The sequence below is a fragment of the Pseudomonas aestuarii genome (assembly GCF_027988105.1).
Classification (GTDB): domain Bacteria; phylum Pseudomonadota; class Gammaproteobacteria; order Pseudomonadales; family Pseudomonadaceae; genus Aquipseudomonas; species Aquipseudomonas aestuarii.
On record NZ_JAQJZJ010000005.1, the window covers coordinates 330,159 to 344,469 of the forward strand.

A 14,311-nucleotide genomic window follows, 5' to 3' on the forward strand; every position below is an offset into this window, starting at 1 on the left:
GCGACCACTGGCGGGCCGGCGCTTGCCGTCATCAAATAGTTATCCGGCTTGGCTCGGTGGATTGCCCATTGGCGTCCGAGAGCTGCTCGATGATGGTTTCCTGCAGCCGGCGACACAATTCGGGGTCGGACAGCGGCTGGTTGTTGGCGTCGGTGACGAAGAACACGTCTTCCACCCGCTCGCCGAGGGTGGCGATCTTGGCATTTTGCAGTGACAGATCGAAGTCGAGAAAGATCCGTCCGACCCTGGCCAGCAGGCCGGGTCGATCGGGTGCGGTCAACTCGAGGATGGTCACCGGGCGTTGCGCGTCGTTGTGGATGGTCACCCGCGGCGCGAAGGCGAAATGCTTGAGCTGGCGTGGTACCCGGCGCTGGATGATGTTCGGGTAATCGTCGGGGTTCTTCAGCGCGTCGATCAGGCCCTGGCGGATCTGCTTGATCCGCGCCGGATTATCGCCAATCGAGCCGCCCTCGGCCTCCAATACGATGTAGGTATCGAGGGTGAACTTGCTGGTCGAGGTGAGAATCCGCGCATCATGGATGTTCAGGTTGAGCTGGGCCATGGTGGCCACGGTCACGGCGAAGAAATCGTGCTGGTCGGCGGCATAGATGAAGATCTGGGTGCCACCCTCGAATTCGCGTTGGGTGGTTTCCTTGATCAGCACCAGCGGGTTGCTGTCGTTGGCGTGCTGCAGGATTGCCTCGGCATGCCAGGCCACGTCACCTGCGGTGTGGCGCAGGAAATAGTCATCGCCGAGCTGCGACCACAGCTGTTCGGTCTCGTCCGGGTCGGTGCCGCCGCGCACCAGGATATCCAGGGCTGCACTCTGGGTCAGGCGAATCTGTTCTTCACGATCCAGCGGGTTTTCCAGGCCACGGTTGAGCGCGCGCTTGGTTTCGGTATAGAGCTGGCGCAGCAGGCTGGCGCGCCAGGAGTTCCACAGGCTGGGGTTGGTGGCGTTGATGTCGGCCACGGTCAGCACGTAGAGGTAGTCCAGGCGCGTCTGGTCGCCAATCAGGCGGGCGAAATCGTAGATCACCTGCGGGTCGGACAAGTCCTTGCGCTGGGCGGTGGTCGACATTACCAGGTGGTTCTGCACCAGCCAGACGATCAGTTTACTGTCCCAGTTGGGCAGCTGATGGCGTATGCAGAAGGCTTCGGCGTCCACCGCGCCGAGTGCCGAGTGGTCGCCGCCGCGACCCTTGCCGATGTCATGGTAAAGCCCGGCCAGGTAGATCAGCTCGGGCTTGGGCAGTTTTTCGATCAGCTTGCTGGCCAGGGGGAACTTCTCGGCCAGTTCCGTCCACTTGAATTTGCGCAGGTGTTTGATCAGGTTGAGGGTGTGCGCATCGACCGTATAGATGTGGAACAGGTCGTGCTGCATCTGCCCGACGATGTGGCCGAATTCGGGCAGGTAGCGCCCGAGAATACCGTAGCGGTTCATCCGCCGCAGATTGCGGTGGATACCCTGCGGGGTTTTGAACAGCTCGATGAACAGGCTGGTATTGCGGATATCGTTGCGGAACTCGTCGTCGATCAGGTGGCGGTGATCGCGCAGCAGGCGAATGGTGTCGGCACACACGCCCCTGATCTCGGGGTGCTGGGCCATCAGCACGAAGATTTCCAGAATGGCGAACGGCGTGCGCTTGAACACGTTGGGGTGAGTCACTTCGATATAGCCGTCGCGCAGCTGGAAACGGCTGTTCAACGGCTGCGCCTGACCGCTTTGGCCAGCACGGAGGATTTCCTCCTCGAAGTGCTGTTTGATCAGATCGCTCAACTCGGCAATACCCATCACCACGCGGTAGTACTTCTGCATGAAGCGCTCGATTGCCAGTTTGGCGTTGCCGTCTTCATAGCCCAGCAGGCGGGCGATGTCGCCCTGGTGATCGAACAGCAAGCGGTCTTCGGCACGCCCGGCCAGCATGTGCAGGGCGTAGCGCACCTTCCACAGGAAATCCTGGCTGGACACCAGTAGGGCGTACTCGCTTTCCAGGAAAAAGCCCTGGCCAACCATGGCGTGCAAATTCAGGGTGCCGAAATGCCGACGGGCGACCCAGAGAATGGTCTGGATATCGCGCAGGCCGCCCGGCGAACCCTTCACATTGGGTTCGAGGTTGTATTCGGTGTCGTTGTACTTGGCATGACGGGCGCGCTGCTCTTTGCGTTTGGCCAGGAAGAATTGCTTGCTTGGCCACATCTGCGCGGTGCTGGTGACATCCTGCATGCGCTGGCGCAGGCGCTCGGGACCGGCGATGGTGCGGCTTTCCATCAGGTTGGTGACCACCGTCAGGTCGGCACGGGCCTCCTCGGCACATTCATCGACCGAACGCACGCTTTGCCCGACCTCCAGGCCGATGTCCCAGAGCAGGGTGAGAAAGCGTTCGATCGGCTCGCGGAAGGTTTCGTGGTCGGCGCTGTCGAGTAGGATCAGCAGGTCGACGTCCGAGTAGGGGTGCAGTTCGCCACGGCCATAGCCGCCAACCGCCAGCAGCGCGATGTCGGCGTCTTCGCACCACTCCAGGCGATCCCAGGCTTCACGCAGGATCTGGTCGGTAAACCGGGCGCGATCCTCGACCAGTCGGCGTACATTGCAGCCTTCCTTGAAGCGCGCGTCGAGCACCTCGTGGGCGCGGCGGATGGCTTTCTTGAAGGCGCCGATAGGGCTGGACTTCAGCGCCAGTTCAGCCTGGAATTGCCCGCGGTCGAACAGCTTGGGGTCTACCTGGGGCATGCGGCGAACTTCCTTCATAAGAACGGTGATAATCAGGCCGAAGTGCGGGGGATGGTGTCGTCGCTGCGCAGGGTAAAGATCTCGTAGCCATCGGCGGTGACAAGAATGGTGTGCTCCCACTGTGCCGAGAGTTTGCGGTCCTTGGTGATCGCGGTCCAGCCATCGCCGAGCAGGCGAGTTTCCGCACGACCCTGGTTGATCATCGGCTCGATGGTGAAGGTCATGCCTTCCTTGAGTTCCATGCCGGTACCGGCGCGGCCGTAGTGAAGCACCTGCGGTTCTTCGTGGAACACCGCGCCAATGCCGTGGCCACAGTACTCGCGCACCACCGAGAAACCATTCTTCTCCGCGTGCTTCTGGATCACTTCACCGATATCGCCCAGACGGGCGCCGGGGCGCACCAGCTGGATGCCTTTATACATGCACTCCTGGGTGATCTTGGCCAGGCGCTCGGCCCACTCCGGTACTTTGCCGACCATGAACATCTTGCTGGTATCGCCGTGGTAACCATCCTTGATCACGGTGATGTCGATGTTCAGCACGTCGCCTTCTTTCAGCGGCTTCTCGTTGGGGATGCCGTGGCAGACCACGTGGTTGATCGAGGTGCAGATCGACTTGGGGAAGCCTTTGTAATTGAGAGGGGCAGGGATGGCCTGCTGCACATTGACGATGTAGTCATGGCAGATGCGGTCGAGCTCTTCGGTGGTGACGCCGGGCTTGACGTGTTCGCCGATCATTTCCAGAACGTCGGCAGCCAGGCGACCGGCTACGCGCATTTTTTCGATTTCGTCGGGCGTCTTGATGGTGACGGTCATATAGGCTCTCGGGTGCAGACTGAAAAGAGGCCTATGTTAGCAGCTTCGACCTGCAAGCTATAAGCGGCCCGCAGGGCTGTCTTGTCGTACGCCTGGAAGCTTGTAGCTTACGGTTGTCTTTTATGGTATAAAACGCGCCGCTTTGCGGGCTGTATGCCTGAAAGCTTTAATCCACACACGTATCGACACGATTTCCTGGGTGCCTTTCGCCACGTGCGAATGGTTGGAGATTGGGATACGTGGAGGCCTAACCCGACTTATCAAGGAACTATCATGTCCCAAGTCAATATGCGCGATATGCTGAAGGCCGGTGTGCACTTCGGTCACCAGACCCGTTACTGGAACCCGAAAATGGGTAAGTACATTTTCGGCGCGCGCAACAAGATTCACATCATCAACCTGGAAAAAACCCTGCCGATGTTCAACGACGCCCTGTCGTTCGTTGAAAAGCTGGCTTCGGGCAAGAACAAGATTCTGTTCGTTGGCACCAAGCGCTCCGCGGGCAAGATCGTTGCTCAAGAAGCAGCGCGTTGCGGCTCGCCGTTCGTCGACCATCGCTGGTTGGGCGGCATGCTGACCAACTACAAGACCATCCGCGCCTCGATCAAGCGTCTGCGTGACCTGGAAGTTCAAGCCCAAGACGGCACTTTCACCAAGCTGACCAAGAAAGAAGCCCTGATGCGCACCCGTGATCTGGAAAAACTGGATCGCAGCCTGGGTGGTATCAAGGATATGGGCGGTCTGCCGGACGCTCTGTTCGTGATCGACGTTGACCACGAGCGCATTGCTATTACCGAAGCCAACAAACTGGGTATTCCGGTTATCGGCGTCGTCGATACCAACAGCAGCCCGGAAGGCGTTGACTACATCATCCCAGGCAACGATGACGCCATTCGCGCCATCCAGCTGTACATGGGTGCCATGGCAGACGCAGTAGTTCGCGGTCGCACCAACACCGGTGGCGGCAGCGAGGAATTCGTCGAGCAAGCCCCAGCAGCTCCTGCAGCCGAAGCGGCTCAGGGCTAAGCGGTACGCGCCAAGCGTTACTCGCTGCGCAAAAAGGGGGCTAGGCCCCCTTTTTGCCACTTTGAAAACCATTGTCGGCCGATTGATGTTTGTCGGATGCGAGCAATGTGCTTACAGAATTGATCGCCCGTTCCGGCGGGTGGAATGGTTAACAACCTATCCAAGAGGAATTTGAAATGGCAGAGATTACTGCAGCATTAGTCAAGGAGCTGCGTGAGCGCACTGGCGAAGGCATGATGGATTGCAAAAAGGCCTTGACCAAGGCTGGCGGCGACATCGAACAAGCCATCGACGACATGCGTGCTTCCGGCGCGATCAAGGCGGCCAAGAAGGCAGGCAACATCGCTGCCGAAGGCGCTATTGCCGTCAAGGTTGCTGAAGACGGCAAGTCGGCCGTGATTCTCGAAGTCAACTCGCAGACTGACTTCCTGGCCCTGCAGGACGACTTCAAGAACTTCGTCAACAGCAGCCTGGAAAAAGCCTTCGCCGAGAAGCTGACCGACGCGGCGCCGTTGATCGCCGCTCAGGAAGCTGCGCGTGAAGCGCTGATCGCCAAAGTAGGTGAGAACGTCAATATCCGTCGTCTGGCCCGTGTTGAAGGCGACGTGGTCGGCGCTTACCTGCACGGCAACAAGATTGGCGTGGTTGTGGTCATGAAAGGCGGCGACGCCGATCTGGCCAAGGACATCGCCATGCACGTTGCTGCCAGCAACCCGGAGTTCCTGCTGCCTTCGGAAGTTTCCGCTGAAGCGGTTGAGCGCGAAAAAGCCGTGTTCATGAGCCTCAACGAAGACAAGATCAAGGGTAAGCCGGCTGAAATCGTCGAGAAGATGGTTGGCGGTCGTATCCAGAAGTTCCTCGCTGAAGCCAGTCTGGTTGAGCAGGCCTTCGTCAAGGATCCGGAAATCAAGGTCGGTGCTCTGGCCAAGAAAGCCGGTGCTGAAATCGTTTCCTTCACGCGCTTCCAGGTCGGCGAAGGCATCGAGAAGCCAGTAGACAACTTCGCTGAAGAAGTTGCCGCACAACTGGCTGCCAGCAAGCAGTAAGACGCTTTATAGTTGTCGCCCCGAAGAGGCTGCCCGCTTATGCGCGCGGCCTCTTTGTCAAATTAAGGGGTCGTCGGGCTGCTTGGTGCGCTGACGGTAGGCGTGCACAAAAGGCTTCGGCTGTTGTCAATATGCTGCATAAATCCGGGCCGCAAGGCTCGTAAAGAATTCAAACGCCGCAGGAGAGACTGTTAATGGCTCAGCAGGTGAGTGGTCGTCAACCGCGCTATAGGCGCATTCTGCTCAAACTTAGCGGCGAGGCCCTGATGGGGTCGGAAGATTTCGGCATCGATCCCAAGGTGCTCGATCGCATGGCTTTGGAAGTCGGCCAGTTGGTGGGGATCGGCGTACAGGTCGGTCTGGTCATCGGCGGCGGCAACCTGTTCCGTGGTGCTGCGCTGTCAGCGGCCGGCATGGACCGGGTGACCGGTGACCATATGGGCATGCTGGCGACCGTGATGAACGCCCTGGCCATGCGCGATGCGCTGGAGCGTTCGAATATCCCGGCAATCGTGATGTCGGCGATTTCCATGGTTGGGGTGACCGATCACTACGACCGGCGCAAGGCGCTGCGTCATCTGAAAACCGGTGAGGTGGTGATCTTCGCCGCTGGCACAGGTAATCCGTTCTTCACCACCGATTCGGCCGCTTGCCTACGGGCCATCGAGACCGATGCCGACGTGGTGTTGAAGGCGACCAAGGTGGACGGTGTGTACACTGCCGATCCGTTCAAGGATCCGCATGCAGAGAAATTCGATCACCTGACTTACGATGAAGTGCTGGATCGCAAGCTCGGCGTGATGGACCTGACGGCCATCTGCTTGTGCCGCGATCACAAGATGCCGTTGCGCGTCTTCAATATGAATAAACCCGGTGCCCTGCTGAATATCGTGCTGGGCGGCGCCGAAGGTACTCTGATCGAGGAAAGTGAAAAATGATCAACGAGATCAAGAAAGATACCCAGGAACGTATGCAGAAAAGCCTGGATTCGCTGACCCATGCTTTCAGTCGCATTCGTACCGGTCAGGCTCACCCAAGCATTCTGGGTGGTGTGATGGTGTCTTATTACGGCGCCGACACGCCCTTGAATCAGGTTGCCAACGTGACCGTCAAGGATTCCCGCACCCTGCAGGTTGTGGCGTTCGAGCGCGGCATGCTGGCTGCTGTCGACAAGGCGATCCAGAGTTCGGGTCTCGGCTTCAATCCGACCAACTTGGGCGAGCTGCTGCTGATTTCCATGCCGGCGCTGACCGAAGAGACCCGCAAGGGCTTCACCAAGCAGGCGCGTGATGCCGCGGAAGATGGTCGTATTGCCGTACGTAACATCCGCCGTGATGCCTTGAGTCAGCTGAAGGATCTGGTCAAAGAGAAAGAGATCAGCGAAGACGAAGAGCGTCGTGCCGCCGATGATATCCAGAAGCTGACCGACAAGTTCGTGGCGGAAATCGAAGTGGCCGTGAAGCAGAAAGAAGCGGATCTGATGGCCGTTTAGCGGTCAGGAGATCCTCATGCAGAAGATCATAGGCGGCGCTAAAGTGGCCGTGCCACGTCACGTGGCGATCATCATGGACGGTAATAACCGCTGGGCGCGCAAGCGTCTGTTGCCGGGGATTGCCGGGCACAAGGCTGGCGTCGATGCGGTGCGCGCGGTCATCGAGGTGTGCGCCGAGACCGGGGTCGAGGTGTTGACCCTGTTCGCTTTCTCCAGCGAGAACTGGCAGCGTCCGGCCGACGAGGTGGGGGCGCTGATGGAGTTATTTCTCGGCGCGCTACGCCGCGAGGCGAAGAAGCTCGACGAGAACGGCATCAGTCTGCGCATCATTGGCGATCGCTCGCGCTTCCATCCGGAACTGCAAGCCGCCATGCGCGAGGCGGAGGCCATGACTGCCGGTGCCAAGCGTTTTGTCCTGCAGATTGCCGCCAACTATGGTGGTCAGTGGGATATCGCGCAGGCGGCGCAGCGTCTGGCGCGCGAGGTTCAGGGTGGGCACTTGCAGCCTGAAGATATTACCCCCGAGCTGTTGCAGAGCTGCCTGGCAACGGGCGATTTGCCTTTGCCCGATTTGTGCATCCGTACGGGTGGCGAGCACCGCATCAGTAATTTCCTGTTATGGCAGTTGGCCTACAGCGAGCTGTATTTCTCTGATCTGTTCTGGCCGGATTTCAAGCACGACGCCATGCGCAAGGCCTTGGCGGATTACGCCAGGCGCCAGCGGCGTTTTGGTCGGTCCGCCGAGCAGGTCGATGCCGAGGCGCATGACTGATGCTTAAACAACGGATCATTACTGCGTTGGTGTTACTGCCCATCGCCCTGGTCGGCTTCTTTCTGCTCGAGGGAGCGGCCTTTGCGCTGTTCATCGGCGCCGTGGTCAGCCTGGGAGCCTGGGAGTGGGCGCGTCTGGCCGGTCTGGCTGGGCAGCCGCAGCGAGTGGCCTATGCCGCTGGCGTTGCTGTATTGCTGTTCGGACTCTATCAGCTGCCAGCACTGGCGCCCTGGCTGTTGCTGCTGGCTGTCGCCTGGTGGGCGCTGGCCACTGTGCTGGTGATGAGTTATCCGGCCAGTAGCCGCTATTGGACCGGGCTCCCGCGGCGGTTGCTGATCGGCTTGCTGATCCTACTGCCGGCCTGGCAAGGCCTGGTGTTGTTCAAGCAGTGGCCGCTGGCCAATGGCTTGATTCTGGCGGTGATGGTGCTGGTCTGGGGCGCGGATATCGGTGCCTATTTCAGCGGCAAGGCCTTCGGCAAGCGCAAGCTGGCGCCGCGGGTCAGTCCGGGCAAAAGCTGGGAGGGCGTGATTGGTGGTCTGATCACCAGCCTGCTGATCACCCTGCTGGTGGGTCTCTATCGGGGCTGGTTCGCCAGTGAGTTGTTGCTGGCGCTGGCGGGTGCGGCGTTGGTGGTGTCGATTTCGGTGGTCGGCGATCTGACCGAGAGCATGTTCAAGCGTCAGGCTGGGCTCAAGGACAGCAGCAATCTGCTGCCGGGGCACGGCGGGGTGCTCGATCGGATCGACAGCCTGACCGCTGCCATTCCCGTGTTCGCCGTGCTGTTGTGGCTGTCCGGTTGGGGTGCCCTGTGAGTCATTTGCAACAGATTACGGTGCTTGGTGCCACGGGTTCCATCGGCCTCAGTACCCTGGATGTAATCGCCCGGCACCCTGCGCTTTATCAGGTGTTTGCCTTGTCCGGCTTCAGTCGCCTGGTTGAGCTGGAGGCGCTGTGCATGATTTATCGCCCGCGCTATGCCGTGGTGCCGGATGAGCGCTCGGCGCGCCATCTACAGAGCGGTTTGCATGCGGCGGGCCTGGCGACGCGGGTGCTGTTCGGCGAGCAGGGTCTATGCGAAGTGGCTGCCCACCCCGAGGTTGATGCGGTAATGGCGGCTATTGTCGGTGCGGCAGGCCTCAAGCCGACGCTGGCGGCAGTCGAGGCGGGCAAGAAGGTCCTGCTGGCCAACAAGGAGGCGCTGGTGATGTCCGGCGCCCTGTTCATCGACGCGGTGCGGCGCAGCGGTGCGGTCTTGTTGCCCATCGACAGCGAGCACAATGCGATATTCCAGTGCTTGCCCGGCGATTATGCCCGCGGGCTGGAGCAGGTGGGCGTGCGGCGGATTCTGCTGACTGCGTCCGGCGGTCCATTCCGCGAAACACCACTGGCGCAGTTGCACGAGGTGTCTCCCGAGCAAGCCTGCGCCCATCCCAACTGGTCGATGGGGCGCAAGATATCGGTGGATTCGGCGAGCATGATGAACAAGGGCCTCGAGTTGATCGAGGTCTGCTGGCTGTTCAATGCCAAGCCGGCGCAGGTCGAGGTGGTGATCCATCCGCAGAGCGTGATCCACTCGCTGGTCGACTATGTCGATGGTTCGGTGTTGGCGCAATTGGGTAATCCAGACATGCGTACACCCATCAGCCATGCCCTGGCCTGGCCGCAGCGCATCGATTCGGGCGTGGCGCCACTGGATCTGTTCGCCATCGCCAGGCTGGACTTCCAGGCCCCGGACGAGCAGCGCTTTCCCTGTTTGCGCTTGGCGCGCGATGCGGCAGAGGCGGGCGGCAGTGTGCCGGCCATGCTCAATGCGGCCAATGAGGTGGCGGTGGCGGCCTTTCTCGAGCGGCGCATTCGCTTTCCCGAGATCGCGAGTATCATTGAGGCGGTGCTGAACGCCGAGCCGGGTGTTGCGGTCGAAAGTGTGGAGGCAGTGCTGGCAGCAGATCGTCGAGCGCGTGAGCTTGCCGGGCAATGGCTTAGCCGTCGTGGTTGATAAGCGCAAGCCGAGTATCGCGTGCTTGGGCATTAGCTGCGGGCACACCCTCAGTCGCGGAGAAGCTAGATGAGTGCGCTCTATATGATTGTCGGTACCCTGGTTGCACTCGGGGTGCTGGTTACTTTTCACGAGTTCGGTCACTTCTGGGTGGCGCGTCGCTGCGGGGTCAAGGTTCTGCGGTTCTCCGTGGGCTTCGGTATGCCGCTGGTGCGCTGGCATGATCGCCAGGGCACCGAATTTGTCATCGCCGCCATTCCCCTGGGTGGCTACGTCAAGATGCTCGATGAGCGTGAAGGCGATGTGCCATCCGAGCAGCTCGATCGGTCATTCAACCGCAAGAGTGTGCGTCAGCGTATTGCCATAGTGGCAGCGGGTCCGGTTGCCAACTTCCTCCTGGCCCTGGTGTTTTTCTGGGCGGTGGCGATGCTCGGCAGCCAGCAGGTGCGCCCGGTCATCGGCGCCGTTGGGGTCGGCAGTCTGGCGGCCGATGCCGGGTTGCAGGTGGGGCAGGAAATCGTTGCGGTGAATGGCGAGCCGACCACGGGCTGGGCGGCGGTCAACCTGCAACTTGTACGGCGCCTGGGTGAAAGTGGCACCTTGGACGTGAATGTCCGCGATCAGGGTTCGACTGCCGATAGTCCGCGGCAAATCGTGTTGAAAGATTGGCTCAGGGGTGTCGAGGAGCCCAATCCGATTGACGCCCTTGGCATTCGCCCCTGGCGCCCGGCGCTGTTGCCGGTGTTGGCGCAGCTGGATCCGCAAGGCCCGGCGCAGGCCGCCGGATTGCAGGTTGGCGACCGTCTGCTGATGCTCGATGGCGAGCCGCTGGATGAATGGCAGCAGCTGGTCGATCGCGTGCAGGCCATGCCGGCCGAAGCCGTAACCCTGCTGGTCAAACGCGACGGGCGGGAGATAGAAGTGGCCGTGACCCTCGCCGCTCGTGGTGATGGTGAGGCCCGTCGTGGTTATCTCGGCGCTGGCGTTGCAGGGGTCGAGTGGCCAGCGGAGATGCTTCGTGAGGTCAGTTTCGGGCCGTTGGAGGCCGTGGCTGAAGGCTTTCGGCGTACCTGGACGATGAGTCTGCTGACCCTCGATTCATTGAAGAAAATGCTGTTTGGCGAGCTCTCGGTAAAAAACTTGAGCGGGCCGATAACCATTGCTAAAGTGGCGGGCGCTTCGGCCGAGTCCGGCTTGGGGGATTTTCTCAACTTCCTCGCCTACCTGAGCATAAGTCTGGGGGTTCTCAATTTGTTGCCAATCCCTGTGCTGGATGGGGGGCATCTGCTGTATTACCTGGTCGAGTGGGTGCGTGGTCGTCCACTGTCGGAGCGGGTGCAGGGTTGGGGGATGCAGATTGGTATCAGTTTGGTGGTAGGGGTGATGTTATTGGCCTTGATCAACGACCTGGGTCGTCTGTAAGCCGTTACTGAATTACAAAGCTACTGAATTACAAAACTGTCGCCTTGGGCGGCAGATTTTTTATCGTCAGTTGGAAATAAGAAAGGACTTCATGAAACGTCTGCTGCTACCTGCGGTGCTTGCCGCATTGATGATCGCCGAAGTTCACGCCGAGTCCTTCACCATCTCCGATATTCGCGTCAATGGCCTGCAGCGTGTGTCTGCGGGCAGCGTATTCGGTGCCTTGCCGCTCAATGTTGGCGAAGAAGCCGATGATCGCGCGTTGGTTGAAGCGACTCGTGGCCTGTTCAAGACCGGTTTCTTCCAGGACATCCAGCTCGGTCGAGATGGTGACGTGCTGGTGATTACCGTGGTGGAACGGCCATCGATTTCCGGCATCGAGATCGACGGTAACAAGGCCATCAGCAGCGAAGACCTGCTCAAGGGACTGAATCAGTCCGGTTTGGCCGAGGGCGAGATTTTCCAGCGTGCGACCCTCGAGGGTGTGCGCAACGAACTCCAGCGCCAATATGTGGCCCAGGGGCGTTATTCGGCCGAAATCGAAACCGAAGTGATCCCGCAACCGCGCAACCGCGTGGCGCTGAAGATCAACATCAACGAAGGTACGGTCGCCGCCATCCAGCACATCAACGTGGTGGGCAACAGCGTCTTCGCCGATGAGGACCTGATCGATCTGTTCGAGCTGAAGACCAGCAACTGGCTGTCGTTCTTCCGCAATGACGACAAGTACGCTCGCGAAAAGCTCTCCGGTGACCTGGAGCGTCTGCGTTCCTACTACCTGGATCGCGGCTACATCAATATGGATATCTCCTCGACCCAGGTCTCCATTACCCCGGACAAGAAGCACGTCTATATCACTGTCAACGTCGATGAAGGCCAGAAGTTCAGCGTGCGTGAGGTGAAACTCTCCGGTGACTTGAAAGTGCCGGAAGAAGACATCCGCTCGTTACTGCTGGTCAAGGAAGGTCAGGTGTTCTCGCGCAAGGTGATGACCACCACCTCCGAGCTGATCACCCGCCGCCTGGGTAACGAGGGTTACACCTTCGCCAACGTCAACGGTGTGCCGCAAGCGCATGCTGAGGACAACACGGTATCCATCACCTTCGTCATCGATCCAGGCAAGCGTGCCTATGTCAACCGCATCAACTTCCGTGGCAATACCAAGTCGGAAGATGAAGTGCTGCGTCGCGAAATGCGCCAGATCGAAGGCGGCTGGGCTTCGACTTATCTGATCGATCAGTCGAAAACCCGTCTGGAGCGCCTGGGCTTCTTCAAGGAAGTCAACGTCGAAACGCCGCAGGTGCCGGGCACCGACGACCAGATCGACGTCAACTACAGCGTTGAAGAGCAGGCCTCCGGTTCGATCACCGCCAGCGTCGGTTTTGCCCAGAACGCCGGTTTGATCCTCGGCGGTTCGATCACCCAGAACAACTTCCTCGGTACGGGTAACAAGGTCAGCGTCGGCTTGACCCGCAGCGAATACCAGGAACGCTACAACTTCGGTTTCGTTGACCCCTACTGGACTGCCGATGGCGTCAGTCTGGGTTACAACGCCTTCTACCGCACCACCGACTACGACGAACTCGACACCAATGTGTCCAGCTATGCGGTGGACAGTTATGGCGCCGGCGCCAGCATCGGTTATCCGATCAGCGAGACCGCGCGCCTCACCTACGGCCTGACCGTGCAGCAGGATGACATCAGCACCGGCGTCTACACGGTCGATGAAATCTTCGATTTCCTTGAACAGGAAGGCGACAGCTACCTGAACCTCAAAGCCTCGGTGGGCTGGTCGGAATCGACCCTCAACCGCGGCGTGATGGCCACCCGTGGCCATTCCCAGAGCCTTGTACTGGAAACCACGGTGCCGGGCAGCGACCTGTCGTTCTACAAGATCGACTACCGGGGCCAGGTGTTCAAGCCGCTGAGCGACAGCTACGCCCTGCGCTTCCACACCCAGTTGGGCTATGGCGACAGCTACGGCTCGACTGAAGAGCTGCCGTTCTACGAGCACTACTACGCCGGCGGGTTCGGCTCGGTGCGCGGCTTCGAGGACAGCAGTCTGGGTCCGCGCAGCACACCAAGTACAGGCGCCAATCCGGGTACCGCGCTCGATCCCGATCAGGATCCGTTGCCGTTCGGTGGTAATGTGCTGATCCAGGGCGGCGTCGAGCTGCTGTTTCCGATGCCGTTCGTCAAGGATCAGCGCTCCCTGCGTACCGCGCTGTTCTGGGATGTGGGCAATGTGTTCGACACCAACTGCAGTGCCAGCCAGAAAGCTGTTAGCGACAGCTGCAGCCTGGATGCCGGCAGCCTCGCCAGCTCGGTGGGTGTAGGCCTGACCTGGATCACTGCGCTGGGCCCGTTGAGTTTCAGCCTGGCCATGCCGATCGTCAAACCGGACGATGCCGATACCCAGATCTTCCAGTTCTCCCTCGGTCAGACGTTCTAAGCGGCTGATTATCGAACAACGACAACAGTTTTTGCAGGAGTTGCACCGTGCGTAAGTTGACTCAACTGGTTCTGTTAAGCATGGCCTTGCTGGCGACCCCAGCATTCGCCGAAATGAAAATAGCGGTACTCAATTACCAGATGGCCCTGCTCGAGTCCGATGCGGCCAAGCGCTATGCCGTCGATGCCGAGAAGAAGTTCGGTCCGCAACTGAACAAGCTCAAGACCCTGGAAAGCGATGCCAAGCGCATTCAGGATCGCATTGTAAAAGACGGCAGCAAGATGCAGACCGCCGAGCGTGAACGTCTCGAGCTGGAATTCAAGCAGAAGGCCCGCGATTTCCAGTTCCAGTCCAAGGAACTGAACGAGTCCAAGGCCGTTGCCGATCGCGAGATGCTGAAAAAGCTCAAGCCGAACCTGGATAAGGCCGTGGAAGAAGTGATCAAGAAAGGCAGCTTCGACCTGGTACTCGAGCGCGGTGCGGTGATCGATGTCAAACCTCAGTTCGACATCACGCTGCAAGTCATCGAGCGCATGAATCAGCTGCGCTGATC

At 59.8% G+C, this 14,311-nt stretch carries 12 protein-coding genes; 10 read left to right on the forward strand and 2 right to left on the reverse strand.

The features are described 5' to 3' along the window. Positions 1 to 31 precede the first annotated feature (31 nt). Positions 32 to 2,734, reverse strand: a complete 2,703-nt coding sequence (locus tag PH586_RS13280) for a [protein-PII] uridylyltransferase (RefSeq protein WP_271348240.1) — start codon at positions 2,732 to 2,734, stop codon at positions 32 to 34. Positions 2,735 to 2,766: 32 nt separating this feature from the next. Next, positions 2,767 to 3,549, reverse strand: a complete 783-nt coding sequence (gene map / locus PH586_RS13285) for a type I methionyl aminopeptidase (RefSeq protein ID WP_238042038.1) — start codon at positions 3,547 to 3,549, stop codon at positions 2,767 to 2,769. A 273-nt stretch (positions 3,550 to 3,822) separates the two neighbouring features. Here map and rpsB point away from each other — a divergent pair, with 273 nt between their 5' ends. The 10 genes from rpsB to PH586_RS13335 all read left to right on the forward strand — a co-directional run bounded on the left by rpsB (position 3,823) and on the right by PH586_RS13335 (position 14,309). Further along, the gene (gene rpsB, locus PH586_RS13290) at positions 3,823 to 4,575 is read left to right on the forward strand and encodes a 30S ribosomal protein S2 (RefSeq protein ID WP_271348241.1); all 753 of its coding nucleotides are present in this window, start codon (positions 3,823 to 3,825) and stop codon (positions 4,573 to 4,575) included. Positions 4,576 to 4,751: 176 nt separating this feature from the next. After that, positions 4,752 to 5,621 carry a translation elongation factor Ts gene (gene tsf / locus PH586_RS13295; protein WP_271348242.1) on the forward strand — a complete coding sequence of 290 codons (870 nt, stop codon included), beginning with the start codon at positions 4,752 to 4,754 and terminating at the stop codon, positions 5,619 to 5,621. A 194-nt stretch (positions 5,622 to 5,815) separates the two neighbouring features. Further along, complete coding sequence (pyrH, locus tag PH586_RS13300) at positions 5,816 to 6,559, forward strand: UMP kinase (protein WP_271348243.1); 744 nt, start codon at positions 5,816 to 5,818, stop codon at positions 6,557 to 6,559. After that, a complete protein-coding gene (gene frr / locus PH586_RS13305; protein WP_271348244.1) occupies positions 6,556 to 7,113 on the forward strand; it encodes a ribosome recycling factor in 558 nt (185 codons plus the stop codon). The genes pyrH and frr overlap by 4 nt, the downstream gene beginning before the upstream one ends. Before the next feature lie 16 nt (positions 7,114 to 7,129). Further along, positions 7,130 to 7,885 (forward strand): polyprenyl diphosphate synthase, encoded by a 756-nt coding sequence (gene uppS, locus PH586_RS13310; protein WP_271348245.1) that lies wholly within the window; start codon positions 7,130 to 7,132, stop codon positions 7,883 to 7,885. Then, a complete protein-coding gene (locus PH586_RS13315) occupies positions 7,885 to 8,700 on the forward strand; it encodes a phosphatidate cytidylyltransferase (RefSeq protein WP_271348246.1) in 816 nt (271 codons plus the stop codon). Before uppS ends, PH586_RS13315 begins: the two co-directional genes overlap by 1 nt. Next, a complete protein-coding gene (gene ispC / locus PH586_RS13320; protein WP_271348247.1) occupies positions 8,697 to 9,884 on the forward strand; it encodes a 1-deoxy-D-xylulose-5-phosphate reductoisomerase in 1,188 nt (395 codons plus the stop codon). Before PH586_RS13315 ends, ispC begins: the two co-directional genes overlap by 4 nt. 69 nt (positions 9,885 to 9,953) lie before the next feature. Further along, a complete protein-coding gene (gene rseP, locus PH586_RS13325; protein ID WP_271348248.1) occupies positions 9,954 to 11,306 on the forward strand; it encodes an RIP metalloprotease RseP in 1,353 nt (450 codons plus the stop codon). A gap of 91 nt (positions 11,307 to 11,397) precedes the next feature. Further along, on the forward strand, positions 11,398 to 13,758 hold the full coding sequence (bamA, locus tag PH586_RS13330) for an outer membrane protein assembly factor BamA (protein WP_271348249.1): 2,361 nt from the start codon (positions 11,398 to 11,400) through the stop codon (positions 13,756 to 13,758). A gap of 47 nt (positions 13,759 to 13,805) precedes the next feature. Next, on the forward strand, positions 13,806 to 14,309 hold the full coding sequence (locus PH586_RS13335; RefSeq protein ID WP_271348250.1) for an OmpH family outer membrane protein: 504 nt from the start codon (positions 13,806 to 13,808) through the stop codon (positions 14,307 to 14,309). The last annotated feature ends 2 nt before the right edge of the window (positions 14,310 to 14,311 follow it).

Excerpts from the sequence above, each read along its gene's own strand:
- PH586_RS13280 (WP_271348240.1), bottom strand. The coding sequence starts at position 2,734 with ATGCCCCAGGTAGACCCCAAGCTGTTCGACCGCGGGCAATTCCAGGCT.
- map (WP_238042038.1), bottom strand. The coding sequence starts at position 3,549 with ATGACCGTCACCATCAAGACGCCCGACGAAATCGAAAAAATGCGCGTA.
- rpsB (WP_271348241.1), top strand. The coding sequence starts at position 3,823 with ATGTCCCAAGTCAATATGCGCGATATGCTGAAGGCCGGTGTGCACTTC.
- tsf (WP_271348242.1), top strand. The coding sequence starts at position 4,752 with ATGGCAGAGATTACTGCAGCATTAGTCAAGGAGCTGCGTGAGCGCACT.
- pyrH (WP_271348243.1), top strand. The coding sequence starts at position 5,816 with ATGGCTCAGCAGGTGAGTGGTCGTCAACCGCGCTATAGGCGCATTCTG.
- frr (WP_271348244.1), top strand. The coding sequence starts at position 6,556 with ATGATCAACGAGATCAAGAAAGATACCCAGGAACGTATGCAGAAAAGC.
- uppS (WP_271348245.1), top strand. The coding sequence starts at position 7,130 with ATGCAGAAGATCATAGGCGGCGCTAAAGTGGCCGTGCCACGTCACGTG.
- PH586_RS13315 (WP_271348246.1), top strand. The coding sequence starts at position 7,885 with ATGCTTAAACAACGGATCATTACTGCGTTGGTGTTACTGCCCATCGCC.
- rseP (WP_271348248.1), top strand. The coding sequence starts at position 9,954 with ATGAGTGCGCTCTATATGATTGTCGGTACCCTGGTTGCACTCGGGGTG.
- bamA (WP_271348249.1), top strand. The coding sequence starts at position 11,398 with ATGAAACGTCTGCTGCTACCTGCGGTGCTTGCCGCATTGATGATCGCC.